This window comes from Paenibacillus sp. PsM32 (genome assembly GCF_030433815.1).
GTDB lineage: Bacteria > Bacillota > Bacilli > Paenibacillales > Paenibacillaceae > Saccharibacillus > Saccharibacillus kyungheensis.
In genome coordinates, this window is record NZ_JARUWY010000014.1 from 36797 (window position 1) to 59149 (window position 22353).

At 39.4% G+C, this 22353-nt stretch carries 18 protein-coding genes and 1 other RNA gene; 18 read left to right on the top strand and 1 reads right to left on the bottom strand.

The annotated features are described in order from the left end of the window. The first annotated feature begins 294 nt into the window (after nt 1–294). From glyQ to QCD85_RS20590, 18 genes are all read left to right on the top strand, one after another. Nucleotides 295–1173, top strand: a complete 879-nt coding sequence (gene glyQ, locus QCD85_RS20505) for a glycine--tRNA ligase subunit alpha (protein WP_069329826.1) — start codon at nt 295–297, stop codon at nt 1171–1173. A 2-nt stretch (nt 1174–1175) separates the two neighbouring features. After that, entirely contained in the window at nt 1176–3251 is a 2076-nt protein-coding gene (glyS, locus tag QCD85_RS20510) for a glycine--tRNA ligase subunit beta (RefSeq protein ID WP_301263733.1), read from the top strand. 155 nt (nt 3252–3406) lie between these two features. Next, nucleotides 3407–3886 carry a YaiI/YqxD family protein gene (locus QCD85_RS20515; protein WP_273613108.1) on the top strand — a complete coding sequence of 160 codons (480 nt, stop codon included), beginning with the start codon at nt 3407–3409 and terminating at the stop codon, nt 3884–3886. Nucleotides 3887–3932: 46 nt separating this feature from the next. Then, on the top strand, nt 3933–5753 hold the full coding sequence (dnaG, locus tag QCD85_RS20520) for a DNA primase (protein WP_273613107.1): 1821 nt from the start codon (nt 3933–3935) through the stop codon (nt 5751–5753). Nucleotides 5754–5794: 41 nt separating this feature from the next. Beyond that, complete coding sequence (rpoD, locus tag QCD85_RS20525; protein WP_204823245.1) at nt 5795–6922, top strand: RNA polymerase sigma factor RpoD; 1128 nt, start codon at nt 5795–5797, stop codon at nt 6920–6922. Nucleotides 6923–7196: 274 nt separating this feature from the next. Continuing rightward, nucleotides 7197–8021: a hypothetical protein gene (locus QCD85_RS20530; RefSeq protein WP_273613106.1), complete on the top strand. Its 825-nt coding sequence runs from the start codon at nt 7197–7199 to the stop codon at nt 8019–8021. After that, entirely contained in the window at nt 8018–8800 is a 783-nt protein-coding gene (locus QCD85_RS20535) for a tRNA (adenine(22)-N(1))-methyltransferase (RefSeq protein ID WP_301263734.1), read from the top strand. Before QCD85_RS20530 ends, QCD85_RS20535 begins: the two co-directional genes overlap by 4 nt. Then, nucleotides 8776–9891, top strand: coding sequence for a Nif3-like dinuclear metal center hexameric protein (locus QCD85_RS20540; protein ID WP_301263735.1), 1116 nt, complete (start codon nt 8776–8778; stop codon nt 9889–9891). Before QCD85_RS20535 ends, QCD85_RS20540 begins: the two co-directional genes overlap by 25 nt. A 229-nt stretch (nt 9892–10120) precedes the next feature. After that, nucleotides 10121–10534, top strand: an RNA gene (gene rnpB, locus QCD85_RS20545) — RNase P RNA component class A. A 446-nt stretch (nt 10535–10980) separates the two neighbouring features. Beyond that, nucleotides 10981–11481: a YpuI family protein gene (locus tag QCD85_RS20550; protein WP_204823249.1), complete on the top strand. Its 501-nt coding sequence runs from the start codon at nt 10981–10983 to the stop codon at nt 11479–11481. A 117-nt stretch (nt 11482–11598) separates the two neighbouring features. After that, on the top strand, nt 11599–12417 hold the full coding sequence (locus QCD85_RS20555) for a GNAT family N-acetyltransferase (protein ID WP_301263736.1): 819 nt from the start codon (nt 11599–11601) through the stop codon (nt 12415–12417). A gap of 162 nt (nt 12418–12579) precedes the next feature. Then, complete coding sequence (locus tag QCD85_RS20560; RefSeq protein ID WP_301263737.1) at nt 12580–13437, top strand: lytic transglycosylase domain-containing protein; 858 nt, start codon at nt 12580–12582, stop codon at nt 13435–13437. Between the two features lie 216 nt (nt 13438–13653). Then, nucleotides 13654–14805 (top strand): cysteine desulfurase family protein, encoded by a 1152-nt coding sequence (locus QCD85_RS20565; RefSeq protein WP_301263738.1) that lies wholly within the window; start codon nt 13654–13656, stop codon nt 14803–14805. Between the two features lie 2 nt (nt 14806–14807). Beyond that, nucleotides 14808–16031 carry a tRNA uracil 4-sulfurtransferase ThiI gene (gene thiI, locus QCD85_RS20570; RefSeq protein ID WP_301263739.1) on the top strand — a complete coding sequence of 408 codons (1224 nt, stop codon included), beginning with the start codon at nt 14808–14810 and terminating at the stop codon, nt 16029–16031. 87 nt (nt 16032–16118) lie between these two features. Then, nucleotides 16119–16616: a hypothetical protein gene (locus QCD85_RS20575; protein ID WP_301263740.1), complete on the top strand. Its 498-nt coding sequence runs from the start codon at nt 16119–16121 to the stop codon at nt 16614–16616. A gap of 155 nt (nt 16617–16771) precedes the next feature. Beyond that, the gene (gene typA / locus QCD85_RS20580; RefSeq protein WP_273613099.1) at nt 16772–18610 is read left to right on the top strand and encodes a translational GTPase TypA; all 1839 of its coding nucleotides are present in this window, start codon (nt 16772–16774) and stop codon (nt 18608–18610) included. 209 nt (nt 18611–18819) lie between these two features. Next, nucleotides 18820–19950, top strand: a complete 1131-nt coding sequence (locus QCD85_RS20585) for an LCP family protein (protein WP_301263741.1) — start codon at nt 18820–18822, stop codon at nt 19948–19950. A gap of 458 nt (nt 19951–20408) precedes the next feature. Beyond that, nucleotides 20409–21752 (top strand): PhoH family protein, encoded by a 1344-nt coding sequence (locus tag QCD85_RS20590; RefSeq protein ID WP_273613097.1) that lies wholly within the window; start codon nt 20409–20411, stop codon nt 21750–21752. Nucleotides 21753–21849: 97 nt separating this feature from the next. Here the strand turns inward: QCD85_RS20590 and QCD85_RS20595 are convergent, their stop codons facing one another. Beyond that, a complete protein-coding gene (locus tag QCD85_RS20595) occupies nt 21850–22326 on the bottom strand; it encodes a DUF6896 domain-containing protein (protein WP_301263742.1) in 477 nt (158 codons plus the stop codon). Between the last annotated feature and the right edge of the window lie 27 nt (nt 22327–22353).

Below are 22353 nucleotides of genomic sequence, written 5' to 3' on the forward strand. Positions count from 1 at the left end.
CGCATGATGCGTTGACCGGATTAGTAAGCAGATGATAATCGTCTTTAGATAGCGAGTCAGGGATGGTGTGAGCCTGATGACGAGCATGTGCCCAATGGCATCCGCGAGCATATGAGCTGAATAGAAAAGTGGATGACATGCAAATGTCTTCAAATAGGGTGGAACCGCGGGAATACAACTCTCGTCCCTATGTCTGTACATCAGGCGTAGGAACGGGAGTTTTTTGCGTGCGATGCAGATTATACATATTCAGCGGAACGATTAATTAACTATGAAGATAAAGGAGTAATGTCAATGAATTTCCAGCAAATGATTTTGACACTGCAAAATTTCTGGGCAGCCCAGAACTGTATTATTGTACAGCCTTATGATACTGAAAAAGGTGCAGGAACAATGAATCCGATGACATTCCTACGTTCAATCGGACCTGAGCCGTGGAATGTAGCGTATGTAGAACCTTCCCGTCGTCCTTCAGATGGTCGGTACGGTGAGAATCCTAACCGTTTATACCAGCATCATCAATTCCAAGTGATTATCAAGCCTTCACCGGATAATATTCAAGAATTGTATCTGGATAGTCTCAAAGAATTAGGCATCAATCCGTTAGACCATGATATCCGTTTTGTAGAAGATAACTGGGAAAATCCATCACTAGGCTGTGCAGGTCTAGGTTGGGAAGTATGGCTAGATGGTATGGAAATTACTCAATTTACGTATTTCCAACAAGTTGGTGGTATTGAAACAAATCCAGTTGCTGTCGAAATCACTTATGGTATGGAACGTCTGGCTTCGTATATTCAAGATAAAGAAAATGTATTTGATCTTGAATGGGTAAATGGCATTACGTATGGTGATGTATTCCATCAACCTGAAGTAGAACATTCTACGTATACGTTTGAAGTTTCAGATGTAGCGATGTTGCTTAATCTGTTCAGTACGTATGAGCAAGAAGCGAAGCGTGCGATGGATCAGAATTTGGTATTCCCTGCTTATGATTATGTATTGAAATGTTCACATACATTCAACTTATTAGATGCTCGCGGAGCGATCAGTGTAACTGAACGTACTGGATATCTGACTCGTGTTCGTAACCTGGCACGTCAAGTCGCAGCGACGTATCTAGAAGAGCGTGAGAAGTTAGGCTTCCCGATGTTGAAGAAAGGAGATGCATAATCATGGCAAAAGACATATTGCTTGAGATTGGACTAGAAGAAGTACCGGCACGCTTTTTACGTGCAGCGATGAATCAGTTGTTGGATAAAACAGTAAAATGGTTGGACGATTCCAGATTGACTCATGGAGAAGCCAAAGCATTTGCAACACCGCGTCGCCTTGCTGTCTGGATCAAAGATGTCGCTGAAAAGCAAGAAGATATCAACGAAGAAGTGAAAGGCCCTTCTCGCAAAATTGCTCAAGATGAGACAGGCGCTTGGAGTAAAGCAGCACTTGGATTTGCACGTAGTCAAGGCGTAGATCCCGAAACATTCACATTCCGTGAATTAAGTGGTGTTGAATATATTTATGCTCAAAAAAGCAGTATCGGTATTAGCACAGAAAGTATTGTAGCTGAAGCGTTACGCAATATTATTACAACGATGACTTTCCCTAAAAATATGCGTTGGGGTACTCATGATTTCAAATTTGTACGTCCGATTAAATGGATCGTTGCACTATGGGGACATGATATCATTGACTTTGAAATTACAGGTGTACACACAGGACGCATCACACGTGGTCACCGTTTCTTAGGTAGCGAGACTGAAATTACTGAGCCGACGTTATACTTGGAAGCTCTTCGCCAGCAACATGTTATTGCTGATATCGAAGAACGTGAAGCGATGATCAGTGCACAGATCGCTCATTTAGCCAGTGAAAAAAATTGGCATATCGATGTCAAAGAAGATTTGCTAGAAGAAGTTCTTTTCCTTGTAGAAACACCAACTGTATTGTACGGATCATTTGATCCTGCATTTTTGAATATTCCGCAAGAGGTATTGATTACTTCGATGCGTGAACACCAACGTTATTTCCCTGTGCTGGATGAAGCAGGTCAATTGTTGCCTTATTTTGTGACTGTACGTAGTGGTGATAATCGCTCTCTAGACATTATCGCTAAAGGAAATGAAAAAGTACTACGTGCTCGTCTATCTGATGCTAAATTCTTTTATGAAGAAGATCAGAAGTTACAGATCGATACAGCACTTGCCAAGTTAGAAAATATTGTGTTCCATGAAGAGATCGGAACAGTAGGCGATAAAGTACGTCGCATTCGTCAAATTGCAGATCAATTAGCGCTACAACTTCATGTGACGCCTGAGCAAGCAACAGCGGTTAGCCGGGCAGCAGATATTTGTAAATTCGATCTGGTTACTCAAATGGTCTATGAATTCCCTGAATTGCAAGGGGTTATGGGTGAAGATTATGCACGCAAAGCTGGGGAAAGTGAAGAAGTATCGCGCGCGATCTTTGAACATTATCAACCACGTTTTGCAGGCGAAGCTTCTCCAGCATCATTAACCGGAGCACTTGTCAGTATTGCCGATAAGCTAGATACGATTGTAGGTTGTTTCTCGATCGGTATTATTCCTACCGGTTCACAAGATCCATATGCACTTCGTCGTCAAGCAGCAGGAATCGTGCAAATCTTACTTGAGCACCAATTATCACTAACTTTAGAGCAATTATTTGATATTGCGTTAAATATTCATCAAAATTTAAGGAATATGAAACGTTCTTGCGATATAATACGTATAGAACTATATGACTTCTTCGGACTTCGTGTAAAAAAACTGTTGTCTGAAGATCTTCGTTATGATGTGGTTGATGCAGTGATCGCATCAGGATTTAATCATATTGGTTCTGTTGTTGCTCGTGGTCATGATTTAATGAAAGTAGTTCAACATACGCCAGACTTCAAGTTGACGATCGAGTCTTTTGGACGTGTATCTAATCTTGCAGCTAAATCTTCTGGTGTTGCTGTACAACCTGCATTGTTTGTAGAGCCAGCAGAACGTGAATTATACGCTTCATGGCAAGCTGCAACAACAGAGTATCGTACACTGCTAACAGCGAATCGTACAGCAGAAGCATTAGCGTTATTATCTTCTTTACGTCCAGCAATCACTGCCTTTTTTGATCAGGTGATGGTTATGGCTGAAGATGAAGCAGTACGAGAAAATCGTCTTGCTTTATTAGCAGCAGTAGATCAAGATATTCGTAGTTATGCAGACTTCTCGAAGCTGGTTAAATAAAAGAAAGACAACGTGCACTCTGGATATAACTTTAAATGAACGACTAAATACAGCTATACGGAACGACGGCATTTATGTCTTGTCGTTCCGTATTTTCTACTTTTATAAACGAACGTATGCTCCACATGAAGTCCCAATGAGAGGGGGGATGGACATTGGAAAGTAACAAGCCATTCCACCCGCGTACGATAGTGGTGGATGGAGATGCTTGTCCTGTCAAAGCAGAAATTGCTGAGACTGCACGAATGTTTCATACACCTGTATTGATGGTGTCTTCCTTTGATCATAAGATATATGCCGAAGAAGGCGTATCTGTGGTGCAAGTGGATCGTAGTGATCAGAGTGCTGATCTCTATATTGTGAATCATGTACGTCCAGGAGATATTGTGATTACGCAAGATTATGGTTTGGCGACGATTGCACTTGCCAAGCAATGTCGTATCCTTTCTTTTCGCGGAATGGAATTTGATAAAGACAATATAGAATTTCTGTTAGCACGTCGTCATGCACAAGCCAAAGCACGTCGTAGTGGTAAGTATGGTAAGGGTCCTAAGCCTTTAACAACAGAAGATAAGAAAAATTTTCAGATGCAATTAACAAAACTTTTAACAAATTTGCAGGAGATCGACTCCTAGTTATCGAATATTATGTATCGTGTGAAAAGAGATGAAGGTGGTAGCAATGAGCACCGGACATAATGGTGGTATTCCTGACGAGGTTATTGAAGCTGTACTTCAGCACAATGACATTGTTGATACGGTAGGCAAATATGTTCATTTGACCAAACAGGGGAAATATATGAAAGGCCTCTGTCCATTTCATTCCGAAAAGACGCCTTCGTTTACAGTGACACCTGATCGACAGATCTTTTATTGTTATGGTTGTGGCGCAGGTGGCAATGCAATCAAGTTCAGAATGGAAATTGACGGGCTTTCATTTCCAGAAGCTGTGAAGTTGATGGCAGAAGAGTCACATATTCCTTTCCAGGATGGTAAAGGCGGTGGCGTGGCTCCTCGTGATCAAGAACTTGAGCGTTTATTACAAGCTCATGAATGGACAGCGAAGTTGTTTCATTACCTTTTGAAAAATACGGAACATGGCAAACCAGCAATGGAATATTTACGTGCCCGTGGATTCGGGGATAAGCTGATTGATCAATTTCAAATTGGCTATGCGCCTGATCGTTGGGATACGCTAGTTCAATTTTTTGAAAAGCGCTCTTTTGATCTCAAAGAAATGGAAAAAGGCGGGTTGCTTTCTTCCAAACAAGATGGCTCTGGATATGTAGATCGGTTTCGCGGGCGAGTCATGTTTCCAATTATGAACCGCAGTGGCAGGATTATTGCATTTGCAGGTAGAATCTTGGGAGAAGGGCAACCCAAGTATCTCAATTCACCGGAGAGTCGTTTATTTAACAAAAGTCGAACTCTCTATAATCTCAATCTTGCCAAGTCAGCTATTCGCAAGCAAGGGCAACTGGTATTGATGGAAGGTTTCGGTGATGTGATTGCATCATGGGATGCGGGGGTACAACATAGTGTAGCGACAATGGGCACAGCGCTTACTGAAAATCATGCTTCGTTGATGAGAACACTCACAGAAGAAGTAGTGATTTGCTATGACGGTGATAATGCCGGGCAAGCAGCAGCACTCAAAAGTATTCCTATTTTGGAAGAAGCAGGCATGCGCGTCAAGATCGCTTTATTGCAAAATGGGCTTGATCCAGATGAGTATATCAAAACATATGGGGCGGAACGTTTTGCAAGCCAAGTGATTGATGGAGCGGTGTCGACAACCAAATTCAGGCTTATTTATGTAAAACGAAATTACAACTTGTTAGAAGAAGATGGCAAAGCGTCCTATGCTCAAGAAGCATTAAAAGTGATTGCTCAGCTTTCTTCACCGACAGAGCGAGAAGTATACCTTAGAGAGTTATCTACCGAGGTAGGCGTATCGCTTGAAAGTCTTAAGCAAGATTGTAACTTAATGCGCCAAACCCTGAATAGGACTCGTCCGCAAGGACAAAATGGAAATCGTAGTTCTACAGGCGGTAACTCAAGAAAAGCTCAGGGCACGCCTACTCTGTTACCGGCTTATCATGCGGCAGAGCGTCGTCTGATTGCGATGATGCTACAAGATGCTGAAGCAGCAACTTATGTATCAGAACATTTGGGAGATGCTTTTAATATTGCTGATCATGCTGCGATTGCTTCCTATATTTATGCTTATTATGCACAAGGTAAGCCACCCGATGTAAGCCGATTTATTTCGTCGCTTCAGGATGATCGGTTAGAAAAAACAGCGACTTCAATCCTGATGATGGATACACCTCATGGTGACAGTACGCAGGTTTTGCAAGACTGTATTCAACAGATCAAAAAGTTTCCACAACAGAAACAATTAGAGCAAAAAAGAGAAGAAATGCTACGCGTTGAAAAATCAGGTGATTTTTTACGTGCTGCACAAATTGCAAGTGAGATTATCGCCCTAGAAAGACAGTAATTGTCTTGTACGGATAGTTCTAGGGAGGAGGGAGTCGAAAGATGGCGAACGATCAGCATACTGAATTAGAAACTGAATTAACATTAGACCAGGTAAAAGAACAACTAATAGAGGTCGGCAAAAAAAGATCCTCTCTGAATTACAAAGATATTATGGAAAGACTGGCTCCATTTGACCAGGATTCCGAGCAAATTGATGAGTTTTACGAACAATTAGGTGATATGGGCATCGAGGTTGTCAATGAAGGCGACGAAGAAATTACGATGCGTTCGAATACAGATCGTGAAAGTTCTGATAGCGAATTTAATTTCGACGATGATCTTGCTCTTCCACCAGGAATCAAGATTAATGATCCTGTTCGTATGTATTTGAAAGAAATCGGTCGTGTTCCTCTATTATCAGCAGATAATGAAGTGGAATTGGCTAAACGTATTGAAGATGGCGATGAAGAAGCAAAACGTAGATTGGCTGAAGCTAACTTACGTCTCGTAGTAAGTATCGCTAAGCGTTATGTAGGACGTGGAATGCTGTTTCTTGATTTGATCCAAGAAGGAAATATGGGTCTGATCAAAGCAGTTGAAAAGTTCGATCATACCAAAGGATATAAATTCAGTACGTATGCAACATGGTGGATTCGTCAAGCGATTACACGCGCGATTGCCGATCAGGCAAGAACGATTCGTATTCCTGTGCATATGGTAGAAACGATCAACAAATTAATCCGGGTATCCCGTCAATTGCTACAAGAATTAGGACGCGAACCTACACCGGAAGAAATCGCTGCTGAAATGGAACTAAGTGTCGAAAAAGTTCGTGAGATTATGAAAATTGCTCAAGAACCTGTTTCTTTAGAGACGCCTATCGGTGAAGAAGATGATTCTCACTTGGGAGACTTTATTGAAGACCAAGATGCTTTGGCTCCAGCAGATGCTGCTGCTTATGAATTGTTAAAAGAACAGTTGGAAGATGTATTGGATACTTTAACAGAGCGTGAAGAAAATGTTCTTCGTCTACGTTTTGGTCTAGACGATGGACGTACAAGAACGCTTGAAGAAGTAGGTAAAGTATTTGGTGTTACGCGTGAACGGATTCGTCAGATTGAAGCAAAAGCACTTCGTAAGCTTCGTCATCCAAGCCGTAGCAAACGTCTGAAAGACTTCTTAGAATAGAATGATAGTAAGAGACCTTCTGCTTATAGCGGTAAGGTCTCTTTTTTTATATAATAGTGTCATTCTTTTTTATAGTAGCACGCTTTCTTTTTTACATATGTATGATGTATGGGGTTTACTTTTGGCTTCAATTAAGCGATATATAACTATAGAAGAACAGAACACGCTATAATAAAAAATATAGCTGTATACAAATATCCAATAAACGGTTTCAATCGGCTGGCAGAGCGTGGATCAAGCAATTGCCTAGTGATGAATAGGGAGTGGGAAAGTCGTGGATCGGGGGAAACGGGAAGTTATTTTAGATGAAATTGAATACTGGCGTGAAAATCGCTTACTTCCAGGGCATTATTGCGATTTTTTAATGAATTTGTATGATGTGGATCAAGAACGTGGCGACAAAAAAGTGCTATCGATGAACTCGTTAAAACAAGGAAATATTCGGACATGGATTTTTACATTTATTGTAGTCTGTTTTATTTGTTTAACTATTCTGTATTTTGCTACGTTTCCATTTTTAGTGCAGTTGGTATGTATCCCGTTATTTACTGCTTTATGTTATACTGGCGGAATTCGTTTACGCACACGCAATTCGCTGGCATCAGCCTTTTTACTAGCGATAGGTAGTCTGTTGATGCTAGGGTTAGGCATCTTTTTAATTCGTGAGCATGGTATGGATGAACGTGTATTTATAACGCTATTGGTTTTGGGTTGTGCGCTCATTTGGTGTATACTCGGTTATATTATTTCGAGCCCTGTGTTATTGTATATAGGGTTTGGTGCCTTTGTATTACTGTACGCAGGTTTCTTTGCTCAGGTTAAACCTGTAGCTTCATGGTTGATGTTACAAGGGCTGTGGTTACCTATTAGTTTGTTATTAATGTGGTTTTGCTGGCTTGTGCATCATCGTGGCAAAAAATTGGCGGCTGTTTATTTTACAACCAGTCTGGCTGTCTGGTTTATGCCTGAAATTGATGAAGTGTTTCTGCGTGGACAGATGCCAGAAGCTTTTGCATTATTTTGTATGGTCAAAGTAGCTTTAATATGTATTATTTTATTTGTACTTCGAAAAAAATGGATAGCGTGGGTGGCTGCATGAAATTATCAATACGATTAACAAAAATTGCAGAGCAAATTCCGACAGGAAGCCGGTTGGCGGATATTGGTTCCGATCATGCCCTTTTGCCGGTTTTTGCTATGCGTAAAGGAATGATTACAGAAGCAATCGCAGGGGAAGTCAATGTAGGTCCTCGCGATGCGGCTCAGCGTCAGGTTAATGAAGCAGGGCTGAAAGAAAAGATCAATGTAAGATTAGGCAATGGACTTGCTGTGATCCAGCCAGGTGAAGTAGATGTAGTAACTATTGCCGGTATGGGTGGCGTATTGATCGTCTCTATTTTATCTGAAGGACTGGATAAGTTAGAAGGAGTACAGCGCCTTATTCTTCAACCTAATGTCGGCGAAGAAAATGTACGTCGCTGGTTGTTAGAACATAATTGGTATTTGAGTCATGAGCAAATTTTAGAAGAAGACGGACGTATTTATGAGATTTTGACAGCAGATCGTTTACCTGATGCGGTAGAACTGAATCAACAATTGTATAAAGGCATAACTTTAACTTCTCATAGTGAGACCAATCAGGCACATGGTTATGATGTGGATCGAGATAGTTTGTTGCGTTTTGGACCGTATTTGATCCAAGAAGGGTCTTCCATTTTTCAATATAAATGGTCTCAAGAAATCCATAAGCTTGAAAAAGTAGCTGCTTCAACAGGTAAATCTGAAAATGAAGAAGCACAAGCTAAATCGGCTGTGTTTCGGCAACAGTTACAAACGGTGAAGGAGGTTCTATTATGCTTGCAAAAGGACAAACTGTAATTCAATATATGGAGCAATTTGCACCTAAAAGTATTGCTGTACCTGATGATCGTATCGGTCTGCAATTAGGAACACTTCAAAAAGATATTCGTAATATTCTGGTTGCTCTTGATGTGACTGATGAAGTCGTAGATGAAGCGATTGCGCTTGATGTAGATTTGATTATTGCGCATCATGCCATCATTTTCCGTGCGCTCAAAAGTATTAATACCAGTACACCGATGGGCAAATTATATGAGAAGCTTATCAAGCATGATATTGCTGTTTATATTAGTCATACCAATCTGGATATTGCAGAAGGCGGAGTCAATGATTGGATGGCTGATGCTCTAGGGCTTCGTCATACAGTTCCTATCGAACAGACGTCTACTGATTCATTATTCAAATTAGTAACATTTGTGCCAGCTTCTCATGTAGAAGGGATACGCCATGCGATAACTGCTGCGGGTGGCGGTCATATTGGGGATTACAGCCATTGCACGTTCACTTCAGAAGGGACAGGTACTTTTCAACCAGAAGAAGGCAGTGAGCCTTACATAGGCACTACAGGTAAATTAGAATCTGTCTCTGAAGTCCGATTAGAAACAGTTGTTCCTTCCAGTCTACGGAATAAAATTGTTCAAGCACTGATTAAGTCTCATCCGTATGACGAAGTAGCATATGATCTATATCCTTTGGCAGATAGCGGTAAAGTCTATGGATTAGGTCGTGTCGGTAAATTAGATGCTCCATTGAGTCTTGCTCAATTCGTAGATACAGTCAAACAAGGATTAGATGTACCGATTGTACGTGTAACAGGTGATCTTAAACGCACGATCAAAAAGGCAGCTGTGCTTGGAGGATCAGGTAGTCGCTATGTCAATCAAGCGTTGTTCAAAGGCGCAGATGTGATTGTCACTGGAGATATCGATTATCATACGGCTCAGGATGCACTGATGGCTGGAATAGCGATTATTGATCCGGGTCATAATACAGAGAAGATTATGAAGTCAGGACTTGCTGAAGTGATTCGCAAGCGTTTGGAAGCAGATAAATACGATACCAAAGTACATGCGTCTACCATCAACACCGAACCTTTTCAGTTTGTATAAAAGGTAATGGGGTACAAAAGCTATATCAATCTTTGTATTTAAAGATTTGAGACCGTATCCCTTTATGTTAATTATCTTGTGCTTTACAACATGTACTGTACAAAATACATCGAAATAGCTAGAGAATACAATCAAATCTGCATTTTTGTAATGTGAACTTTTAAAAAGTGTAATGTATGCTTTACACTCTTATAGAATAATTATATAATGTGAAGTGTTGCGTTCGCGGAAAGCTAAACAGACAATCGCCGGTGACTTATCGTCACGGGAGGAAAGTCCGGGCTCCACAGGGCAGGGTGCTGGATAACATCCAGTCAGCGCGAGTTGAAGGATAGTGCCACAGAAATGGACCGCCGATGGCTGATTTCTTTGGAAATTATGCACAGGTAAGGATGGAACCGGGGTGTAAGAGACCCCGAGGAACGCTGGTGACTTCGTTCCTGGTAAACCCCATCTGGAGCAAGACCTAAAGAGATACAGCTTTTCTTCGGAAAAGCAGCCTTTGCCCGAGGTGTATCGAGGTTGGTCGCTGGAGCCAAACAGTAATGTTTGGCCTAGATAGATGATTGTCGCCTAAAGTGGGAGGGTAGTTCCCGTCTGAACCACAAAAGGCACAGAACCCGGCTTACGAGAAGCTTTCCCCACTAACGCTACTTTTTTTGTATATCTGACAGAATACCATTCATAAGCATTTATCATAATCCGATATAGAGAGATAGACACTCTGTACCGGTTGTATATCCGCTGGAAGAAGGCGGTGTGTCTTTCCATCTTTGGAGAGCACGCCGCTTTTTGATGCGATCAAATGTTGCTTAATTGTAACAAACTTGCTTCTTTGTAAAAATCGAAGTAATGTATATGATAATAAACCATTCATGGATGGGAATATTAATGAGATTCCGTTTCACAAGCCAACGTTTTTAATATTTAAAAAGTGGTTAAAATGAAGTTAAGAAGATTTTGTACACATCAGAGATACCATAAGTATTATTTTTGTGGTAGGATTGTAATTAAAAATCAGGGTAATGTTGTCTTTCTCAAGACACATCCCAGTCTCTAAGGAACCAATTTTAAGGGGGAGCTACAGACATGTTAGCAGCGAATGTCCAAAAGTTAAGTGAAAGCACTAGGGAAAAATTGAAACCAGCAATTGAGAAGATGGAAGAGTTCTTAAACGAATACTCTTTACAAGCATTGACAGCTGAAAATGGTGTCGATAGTGTTGCTTTCTACAAAGGATTTTTGTCCGATTTACGTCATTTGCTTGTGTTTTCCGAAGTTTCTTACGAAAAATTAGGTGTAGTGATCCGTCGTGCGAATTTCGATATGGATTTTGCAGAAAAAGCACTTTATAATGCGTATCACCATTGTATCAATAGCTTTTTTTATCCCAAAAATGAGTGCTACTCTGAAGATGGACGTTATGCTTATACAGGTCAGGAAGCGATTCGTTTCCGTCAGACTCCTGTCAAACCGGTTAGAGACATTATTTTAGAAATTACAAAAATTTACGAAGAATTACGCGATGATCTAGCTTATTACGAAAGTGATTATTTAACTCAACGTCGTATGAACCAACGTCACGCTTAATTTTTATTAGATACGAAATGATAAAAAAAGATGTCCTTGAAGGGCATCTTTTTATTTGTGTACATATATAATATAACGATAAATGATATAAAATATTACATATAAAAGGTGGAAATCATGAAGCAATATAATGATCCATTATCTATTCAAAAGATTAATAATGTTCCTACTTTTGTTCATTCTATTGCTACAGGGGTACTTTCAGGAGAAATCTACACTGATGATATCAATCAGCAACAATACAATATGTTAAAAGATATAGATACAGATAAAAAAATACAATCTTTACCTTTATGGGTAGAATCCGAAAAAAGATTTTGTTATGTACGTGGTCATCTGGATACAACATCAGATGCATTTTGCAATTTTGTCAAAATAAGATGTCAGCAACGTTTAGAGCAAGCTGGAAGATTTATCGTATTTTCAGATTGTAATGATTGGGATCAATTTCTGAATACTCATTTTACAAATAGTATTCAAAAAACGACTAGAAAATCTTTGCTATATAAAAGAACTCAGCCTCCTTACATCTATAAAACATTGCCTCCAGGATATTCACTACAAAAAATTAATGAAGCTGTTATTCACAAAAGTCGCTTATTTGACGAAAAGTATTATAGAGAGTATTGGAATTCTATTTCTAATTATGTGACGAACGGTTTTGGTTACGCAATAATATACAAAGATGAGGTTGTGTGTGAATGTACTTCGATCTTTGCTAATAAGTGGTCAGTAGAAATAGATATTCAGACCGATACCAATCATCGTGGTCTTGGATTAGCTTCTATTGCAGCAAAAGCATTTATTGAACATGGATTAAATCAAGAACAAAAAGTGATTTGGGATTGTACTCTATCGAATACAGTCTCATATCAATTAGCTCTGCAATTAGGATTTGAGCATGTTCATACGTATAACTTATGGAATCGTTCATAATTACCAAGACAAAAGGAGATTGTTCCTATTTTGCTAGGAAGAGGCAGTTATGAGTATTGTTTCTTATAGAATAGGCGTTCTTTTACAACTATAATCAATAGTATAGATAGCATATAGATAACGGCGATGGAATACATTATATAGATGGGAGTCACGAGCAGAATGCAAATTGATGCAAAAGTGGCAAAACAGTTAATAGAACTAAAATATTTGAATACTTCTGGTGTAGGTAGTGCAGACCAATTGACAGCCAATACCGATGATAGTAGCAAATTATTTGATATGATGTTGCAACAAAATATAGGAACAACGGCTGAAACAAAAGGTTCAAATATAAATCCAGTGAGTCTTGCCAGTGTGTTGCCTTCTGCTGCAAGTGTCGGAGATGTAGATTCAAGTTCTGTTACAGGCAATACGTATGCAACAAGTGGTGCAGGACAAAGTGATCCGTGGTATCAATTTGATCAACTGGCTCCTGTCGATCCTAGTACATCTACAACAACGGCTAAAGTGAATACACCACTTCCATCTACAGACACAGCAGGTATTGGAGGAGCAGATCCTTCTTCTGCTATTGCAGCAACAGGTACAGGTGCGAGTAAACCAACAGCTTATAACGATTTAATCAGTGCAGCTAGTAGCAAATACGGTATTTCTGAATCATTGATCAAAGCTGTTATTGATACCGAATCTTCTTTTAATCCCAATGCAGGTTCTTCCGCAGGAGCCAAAGGATTAATGCAATTAATGGATGGAACAGCTGCTGGTCTGGGAGTAAGCAACTCTTTTGATCCGGCGCAAAATATAGATGGCGGTACCAAATATTTGTCTTATCAGATCAAGCGTTATGATGGTAATGTGAAAACAGCCCTTGCTGCGTACAATGCAGGCCCAGGTCGATTACAACGTTTGGGTATCTCAAATGATGAAGAATTAATGGCGAAATTAAGCCAATTGCCAAAAGAAACACAGCGCTATATTGGTAAGATTGAAAATGCTCAAGCCAAATACGAATTATAATCATAATTAACGTTCATAGTACCTAAGTACATGGTATAATAGTACACGAACGTTTTAGCGATATAGAGATTTGATCATCATATATGAGTACGATATATCAATATGAGATAGATCAAAAAGCGGAGCGTAGGTTCCGTTTTTTGATCTTTTTTTGATAGAACGATAGTTGGATAGCTACACATTAAGCCAATAGTATAGGAACGGGAGGAACAAATAATGAAATATTTTGATTATGCCGCTACGACTCCTCCTTATCCTGAAGTGATACGATCGATGGCTGAGATTATGGAAAAGCATTTTGGCAATCCATCTTCTTTGCATCAATATGGAGAAGAAGCAGACCGACTGGTTCGACATGCCAAAGAAGTCACCGCTCAACTACTTGGAGTCAAACCAAACGAGATCATTTGGACATCAGGCGCTACAGAAAGTAATAACTTTGCTCTGAAAGGAGCAGCGATGCGTGGCGGACGTACACAGGGACATATTATTACTACGAGTATTGAGCATCCTTCTGTGTATGAGTGTTGTCGTCAATTGGAGCAGATAGGATTTGAAATTAGTTATATCGATCCTGCACCTGACGGCATTGTATTATTGGAAGATATTCAGAATGCTTTACGAGCAGATACAATTATAGTCAGTATGATGCATGTGAATAATGAGACAGGCGCTGTTCAACCTGTGCAACAAGTATCAGAATGGCTGAAAAAAGTACAACCTCGTACACTGATGCATGTCGATGGTGTACAGGGATTCGGCAAATTGCCTGTAGAATTAGCAAAATGGAATATCGATCTATATAGCTTATCTGCTCACAAAATAAGAGGCCCCAAAGGAACTGGATTATTATATATCAAACAAGGCACTGAACTTTTTCCATTACTTGCAGGTGGTGGACAAGAAAATGGCTATCGCTCGGGTACAGAAAATGTAGCCGGTATCGTAGGCATGACCAAAGCGCTACGTCTAGCAGCAACAGAACAATATGCACTAGCAGAACGATTAACTGCTTTTAGCCAATTGTTAAAAACAGAAATTCAAGCGATAGATGGACTAGTGTTAACGAATCCTGCTATAGCATCACCGCATATTATTCATTTCTGTTATCCCGGTATGAAATCGGAAGTAATATTGCATAGTCTAGAACAGCAAGGTTGTATCGTATCTACACAGTCTGCTTGTTCTTCCCGTAAAGCTGAACCAAGTCGTGTATTAGTAGCGATGGGGATCACGCGAGAACATGCTGCAAGTGGAATACGGATCAGCTTGGGCGATCAACATACAAAGCAAGATATTGAACATTTAATCACAGCACTTCGTCAGACTGTTACACAGCTTCGCCCATTGGAGAGGAGAACCCGTTAAGTATGCAAAATATAGATCGTTTGATTTTAAGATTAGGTGAAATTACACTCAAAGGTAAAAATAGATCCAGATTTGAAAAAACAATTTCAGAACATGTACGTGCGGTTTTACGTCCTTACCCTAAAGCACATGTTCGTCGTGAGTACGGTAGAATGTATGTGGAAACAGGTGGAGAATCGGTAGAAGCATTAATTCAAGTGTTAAAAAATGTATTTGGCATTATGGATATTATTCCAGTCAAGCAGACATTACCTCAATTAGATGACATTATTGCAGCTGCTATTGAATTAATCGGAGAGCAACATATTGACCAACTTACTACATTCAAAGTATCTGTGAAGCGAGTCTGGAAAGAGTTTCCTCATTCATCGCAAGAAATGAATCATTTGGTAGGTTCACCTGTATTACGTGCATATCCATTACTCAAAGTTGACGTAAGACAACCACAGATTGAATTACGAGTAGAGATTCGAGATGGAGCGGCTTATATTTATAGTGAATTGATTCCAGCAGTAGGTGGATTCCCGCGCGGAAGTAATGGTAAAGCAATGTTGCTTCTTTCTGGAGGGATCGATAGCCCTGTCGCAGGATGGCAATCGATGCGCCGCGGACTTGAAGTGGAATGTATTCATTTTCATAGTTACCCGTTTACCAGTGAACGTGCTAAAGAAAAAGTCGTTGATCTTACGCGTGTATTAGCAGGATATGCAGGAGTCGTCAAATTGCATGTAGTACCTTTTACAGAGATCCAGACTGCTTTTACGACTACAGGACAAGATAATTTAATGATTACTTTGATGCGTCGGGCGATGTTACGGATTGCGACTAAGATCGCTGAACAGCAAAAAGGATTAGCTTTGATCACCGGGGAAAGCTTGGGTCAGGTAGCTAGTCAGACATTATCTAGTATGAACGCTATCGAACGTGCTACAGAGTTACCGATTTTGCGTCCGTTAGTCATGACAGGTAAAGATGAGATTATTCAAATTGCCAAAGAAATCGGCACATATGATTTATCGATTTTGCCATATGAAGATTGCTGTACACTATTTATCCCGAAATCACCGACAACCAATCCTAATTTGAGAATTATTGAAAAAGTAGAATCGTTTTTGGAACTGGAGCCGATGATTGAACGTGCTGTAGAGCAGACAGAAGTGTTAACGATCGAAGCAGGAAGCCCTTTACAGCTTGCTTCTACTGTTATAAATGAAGATTGGTTTTAAAGAAGATTAGATTACCTTTTATATCTTCATGATGCCAAAATGAAAACCGATATAAATAGGGACAGATCGATGAAGGAGGAAGCTGGAATGACCAATCGTAATCAAGGGTTAATCGGACTGTTTATTGTATGTGCAGGTTTGATTATCCTACTTGGCAAATTGGGCGTATTCAGTTTTATTGGTCATATTTTCTGGCCACTGGCGATTCTTTTGCCAGGGATTATATTACAATTACTGTATTTTAGCCGTAGTGCACCTGCTATTATATTGATTCCGGCTGGAATACTTACAGTATATGGAGCCTTATTCTTCCTTTGCAATACTTGGGGATGGTGGCTCATGGGATATCTATGGCCTGTGCTTATTTTGGGAGTCGCTATAGGAATGTATGAGTATTATGTATGTGCAGCCTCACCAGTATCACGCAACGTTGGTTTTGCTTCAATTGCACTTACTTGGTTATCAGTAATTCTGCTTATTTTTAGTTTATTAGGAAATTTTGCTTTTTATTTTATTGCGCTACTGTTGATCTTATCTGGATTATGGATACTAGCTAGCCGGAGTAATTCAAAAACAGGTTGGTAATAAAATGCGAATTTGCTTGATTTATAGCAACAATGACGTATAATTATAATAAGCAAGATTATGGATGCCGATTTTTTGAACACTGTGTTAACAAATAGTAGAGCGTCGGCTTAGTTGACCGACGCTCCTTTTATGGAGAGGATTTGGAGAAATTTATGCAATCAAGAGAACAAATTCGCAATATCGCAATCATTGCCCACGTTGACCATGGTAAAACAACGCTAGTGGACAAATTGTTGCAACAGTCAGGTATTTTCCGGGATCACGAGACTTTACAGGAGCGTGCGATGGATTCCAATGATCTGGAGCGTGAACGCGGTATTACGATTCTTGCAAAAAATACAGCTATTACGTATAAAGACTATTTAATCAATATCGTGGATACACCGGGTCACGCCGACTTTGGTGGTGAAGTAGAACGTATCATGAAAATGGTAGACGGAGTACTTCTTATTGTTGATGCTTATGAAGGTTGTATGCCTCAGACTAAATTTGTATTGCGTAAAGCATTGGAGCAAAATTTGACTCCTACTGTTGTCGTAAACAAAATTGACCGTCCTGCTGCTCGTCCTACAGAAGTTATTGATGAAGTATTGGATCTATTTATTGAACTTGGTGCAAGTGACGAGCAATTGGAATTCCCGGTTGTTTACGCTTCTGCTTTGAATGGTACGTCTAGTCTTGATCCAGAAAAACAAGACGAAACAATGCAAGCTATGTACGAAACAATTATCGAACATATCCCTTCACCAAAAGAGAAAATCGATGAGCCATTGCAATTCTTGGTTACATTGATGGACTATAACGAATATTTGGGTCGTATTGCGGTAGGTCGTGTTAACCGTGGTGTTATCCGTCAAGGTCAATCGGTAACAGTTATTAACCGTGAAGGCCAAAAGAAAACAGCTCGTATTGAGAAATTGTTTGGTTTCCAAGGTCTAAAACGTATTGAGATCGAAGAAGCTGGTGCTGGTGATATTATTGCTATCGCTGGTATTAAAGACATCAATATCGGTGAAACAATTGCTGATCCACAAAACCCAGAAGCATTGCCGGTTCTTAAAATTGATGAGCCTACATTGCAAATGACTTTCCTTGTAAACAACAGTCCATTTGCTGGACGCGAAGGAAAATGGGTAACTTCTCGCCGTCTTCGTGACCGTTTGTTCAAAGAATTAGAAACAGACGTAAGTCTACGTGTAGACGAAACAGATAGCCCTGATGCTTATATCGTATCTGGTCGTGGTGAACTTCACCTTGGTATCTTGATCGAAAATATGCGTCGTGAAGGTTATGAATTGCAAGTATCCAAACCAGAAGTTATCGTACGTGAAATCGATGGTAAACGTATGGAGCCTATCGAGCATCTACTAATTGATTTGCCTGAAGAAAGCATGGGCGCAGTTATGGAGAGCTTGGGTTCACGTAAAGCTGAGATGGTAAATATGATTAACAACGGTAGTGGTCAAGTTCGTTTAGAATTCTTGATTCCTGCTCGTGGTTTGATCGGATACGGAACATACTTCTTAACATTGACTAAAGGTTACGGAATTATGAACCATTCATTCGATAGCTATGGTCCAGTTGCTGCTGGTCAAGTAGGCGGACGTCATGAAGGCGTATTGGTTTCAAGTGAAAGTGGTTCTTCAACTTTGTACGGTATCTTGTCTGTTGAAGATCGCGGTACTTTGTTCCTTGAGCCAGGTGCTGAAATTTACGAAGGTATGATCGTTGGTGAGCATACTCGTGATAACGATATCGTTGTTAACATTTGTAAAGAAAAACAATTAACTAACGTTCGTTCTGCAACAAAAGACGATACAGTTAAAATGAAAACTCCTCGTAGCTTCTCTCTAGAGCAAGCTTTGGAATATTTGAACGAAGATGAGTATTGTGAAATCACTCCAAAATCAATTCGTATGCGTAAAAAGATTTTGAATAAGAGTGAGCGCGAACGTGCGGAAAAACAACGTAAATCTGCAATGCAATCGTAATATCATATATTGTTGGATAGACCACTGCGCTTAAGTACCTGTTTCAACAGGTTAAATACTGTTTGGATATCCGGTCAATCTCGTATTGACCGGATGACAACAGTACATGCCACTACATACTAAGATGCATAAGCTGAACGTATGATAAGGCAACATAATTGAAGACTATAACTTCATTATCTAAAATGATGGAACAGGTGTTGAGAGCAATGAGTACGACAACAGGTGGGCTTCCGCCGCGTGCAGGAACCAAATCCAAAACACAAAAATCCGGTAATCCTAATCCCAAAAAAAAGCAAAAGAAAAAGGCCAGTGGCTTTAAACGATTTATGCAGATTTTGCTGATTGTTGTTCTTTTGGCAATTGTAGGGGTTATGGCTTATGCAGGATATTTATATTATCAGGTTCAAGGTATGTTTAATGGTGTAGGTCCAAAAGATAGTGGCGGTACTGTTATTAGTCAACCTGTCGCTCCTGAAAAATCAGCAAAAGTAAAACCGATTACGATGGCACTTTTGGGAACTGATTATCGTCAAGAAACAGGAACACGATTAACAGACGTTGTTATGGTAGCTACACTGAATCCAGATACCAAATCAGCCACGATTGTTTCTTTGCCGCGTGATACGTACCTACAACTCGAAGGTTATATTCCCAATAAACTGAACTCTTATTATCCGAAGTTTTATGCGAAAGATAAAAAAGATGGTACAGATCTAGCGATGAGTGAAATGAAAACATTGCTTGGTAAATATTTGGGTGTAGATGTAGAGTATACAACTGTGTTGAACTTCCAGGGTTTCCGGGATGTTGTCGATTCAGTAGGTGGTATTGATATCAATGTAGATATGAAAATGTGTTATGTAGATAAAGCAGATGGTACGAATATTAATTTGTCTACCGGTCAACAACATCTAAATGGTGCAAACTCTCTAGATTATGTACGTTACCGTAAATCAAATTGTAGTCCTCGTACACAAGGATCAGACGACTTTAGCCGTAACCAACGCCAAAATCAAGTATTGAATGCTGTTGTAGACAAAATTCAATCGTTTAGCGGTGTGACTAAATTGGGCTCTATTATCGAATCTGTAGATAAAAATATGGAAACCGATATTGAAGGCGAACAATTTAAAAACTTACTGACAACCTATTGGGATATTCCGAAACAGAATATCAAATACATGCCAGTAACAGGTGATTGGAAAAGTCCTTATGTCTACATTAATGAAACAGAGTTAGCGAATGCTAAAAAAGCACTACAAGATGAATTAGCAGGTACAGCTACGCATACGGATCAATTTGATCAGCCAGCAAGTACAAGCAAACAGAGTCAATAATATTCATTTTGTAATAAATAAAGTGAACTATAATGTAGAAATAAATGATAGAGTTTTCGTTCAGGCGAAGGCTCTTTTTTTTGCATATGGACAGCGAATAAGGGTCAGCAGATTATAGATTTGAAATGAATTTGACCTATGCTATAATGAAGAAACACCAGTATATTCATGCCAGTGATTGGAGGTCTCGATGATGCAGGAATCCATGTTGCTTGATCGTATGCTATATGTTGAACGTATGTGCCGGAGAGGCTCTATACTGTTATGTACCCTGGTGTCTGATGGAGTATGTCTATACGTGTATGATCTTATAAAAAAACCGGATGCTATGTAGCGTCTGGTTTTTGTGTATTAAGAGGAGGGTGAGGCTTGGCTGATCAAGAAGGGATAAGCATAGTTATCCATAAAGTAAATGGCATCAGAGATCATAAGACTTTCTACTCAAGGGGGAACTCTCGATGAAAAAGATTTTTGTACTGGATACCAATGTGCTTCTTCATGATCCAAATGCCATTTTTGCTTTCGAAGAAAATGATGTTATTATACCCGCAGTCGTACTCGAAGAAATTGATTCTAAAAAGCGAAATGCAGATGAAATTGGACGGAATGCCCGCAGTATTTCACGTTCTCTTGATTCATTAAGAGAATCCGGATATTTACATGACGGAGTCCACTTAGAAAATGGTGGTACGTTACGCGTAGAATTAAATCATCGTAGCTTTGCTAAAGTACAAGATATGTTTGGAGAAATTTCGAACGATAATCGTATTTTGGCAGTAGCTTTGAATTATGAATTAGAAGAACAGGAAAAAGAAGCAAGTCAACTGTCTCGCTCGCAAGTCGTGCTGGTGAGTAAAGACGTATTGGTTAGAGTCAAAGCAGATGTATTGGGTGTTAATACAGAAGATTATCTTTCTGATCGAGCAGCTGATCCTAATGAAATGTATACAGGATATAGTACCTTAACAGTACATCCTGCAGTAATTGATGAATTTTATAGTAACCGCTATTTACCTATCCAATCTCTAAATATTAAACATTCTTTTTATGCCAATGAGTTTGTGATCTTAAAAGATGAATTGGGTAGTGCCAAATCTGCATTGCTTAAAGTAAATGCAGATGCTAGCAAATTGGAACCTTTATTTTTGAGTAATGATCCAATCTGGGGAATTGCTGCTCGTAATGCACAGCAACGAATGGCATTAGAATTGTTACTAAATGATGATATTCCTTTAGTCACAATTACAGGTAAAGCAGGAACAGGTAAAACGTTACTTGCTTTAGCGGCTGCATTGTCCAAAGTAGAAGATGAACAAAAATATAAAAAGCTACTCATTGCAAGACCTGTTGTACCTATGGGTAAAGATATTGGTTATTTACCTGGAGAGAAAGATGAAAAATTGCGTCCCTGGATGCAACCGATTTACGATAATTTAGAGTTTTTATTTGATACCAAAAAAGCAGGCGATATCGACAAAATTTTGATGGGACTGGGTAGTATTCAGGTTGAAGCCTTAACGTATATTCGTGGACGTTCTATTCCGGGTCAATTTATTATTATTGATGAAGCTCAGAATCTATCCCGTCATGAAGTCAAAACGATTGTATCGCGTGTAGGTGAAGGTAGTAAAATTGTACTGGTTGGTGATCCCGATCAAATAGATCATCCTTATCTCGATTCAATCAGTAATGGATTAACGCATGTCGTAGAGCATTTCAAACAAGAAGGAATCAGTGGTCATATTACGCTGGAAAAAGGAGAGCGTTCCAAACTGGCTCAACTGGCTGCTGATTTGCTATAACGTCATTATTAATTTATTAAAAAAGACTCTAGTGTGCATTAGTAGCACAGTAGAGTCTTTTGTTTATTATCTATTACTATACTCGTAAATATATGTCTTAATGATCTGAAGGATTCACTAGAGTAAATTCAGTACCATTTTGCTGATGTAAAAGATTCTTTTCAGCAAATTGATCAAATAAACTAGCAGTAAAGTTAAAATCTAGATGATCGATAGACTGTAATACATACTGAGCACCATCATAACTTTGGATAAAATGATTAAAAAAAGCGATATCTACAAAGTCTGTATTAGAGATATTGGCTTCGATCATTGTTCCTTGCTCACTTTCGAATAAGCAATGTTCACCGTGCCAATGCCATGTCCATTGCATACCCGAATAAAACACAAATTCCTCGGTTGGCTCTACATCATAAATAAGATCAAACAACCATTCGAAATTAGTAGATGTAAGTGGCTTCGATAACAAAGATTTTTGATGATCGGGAATTACTTGTTGCATAGAAGCACATAATTCTCTAGCCATATCGGTATAGAGTTGGAATAGCTTTAAAATATCAGCTTCGTTAATCATATACAAAATCCTTTCACATCCAGCCTG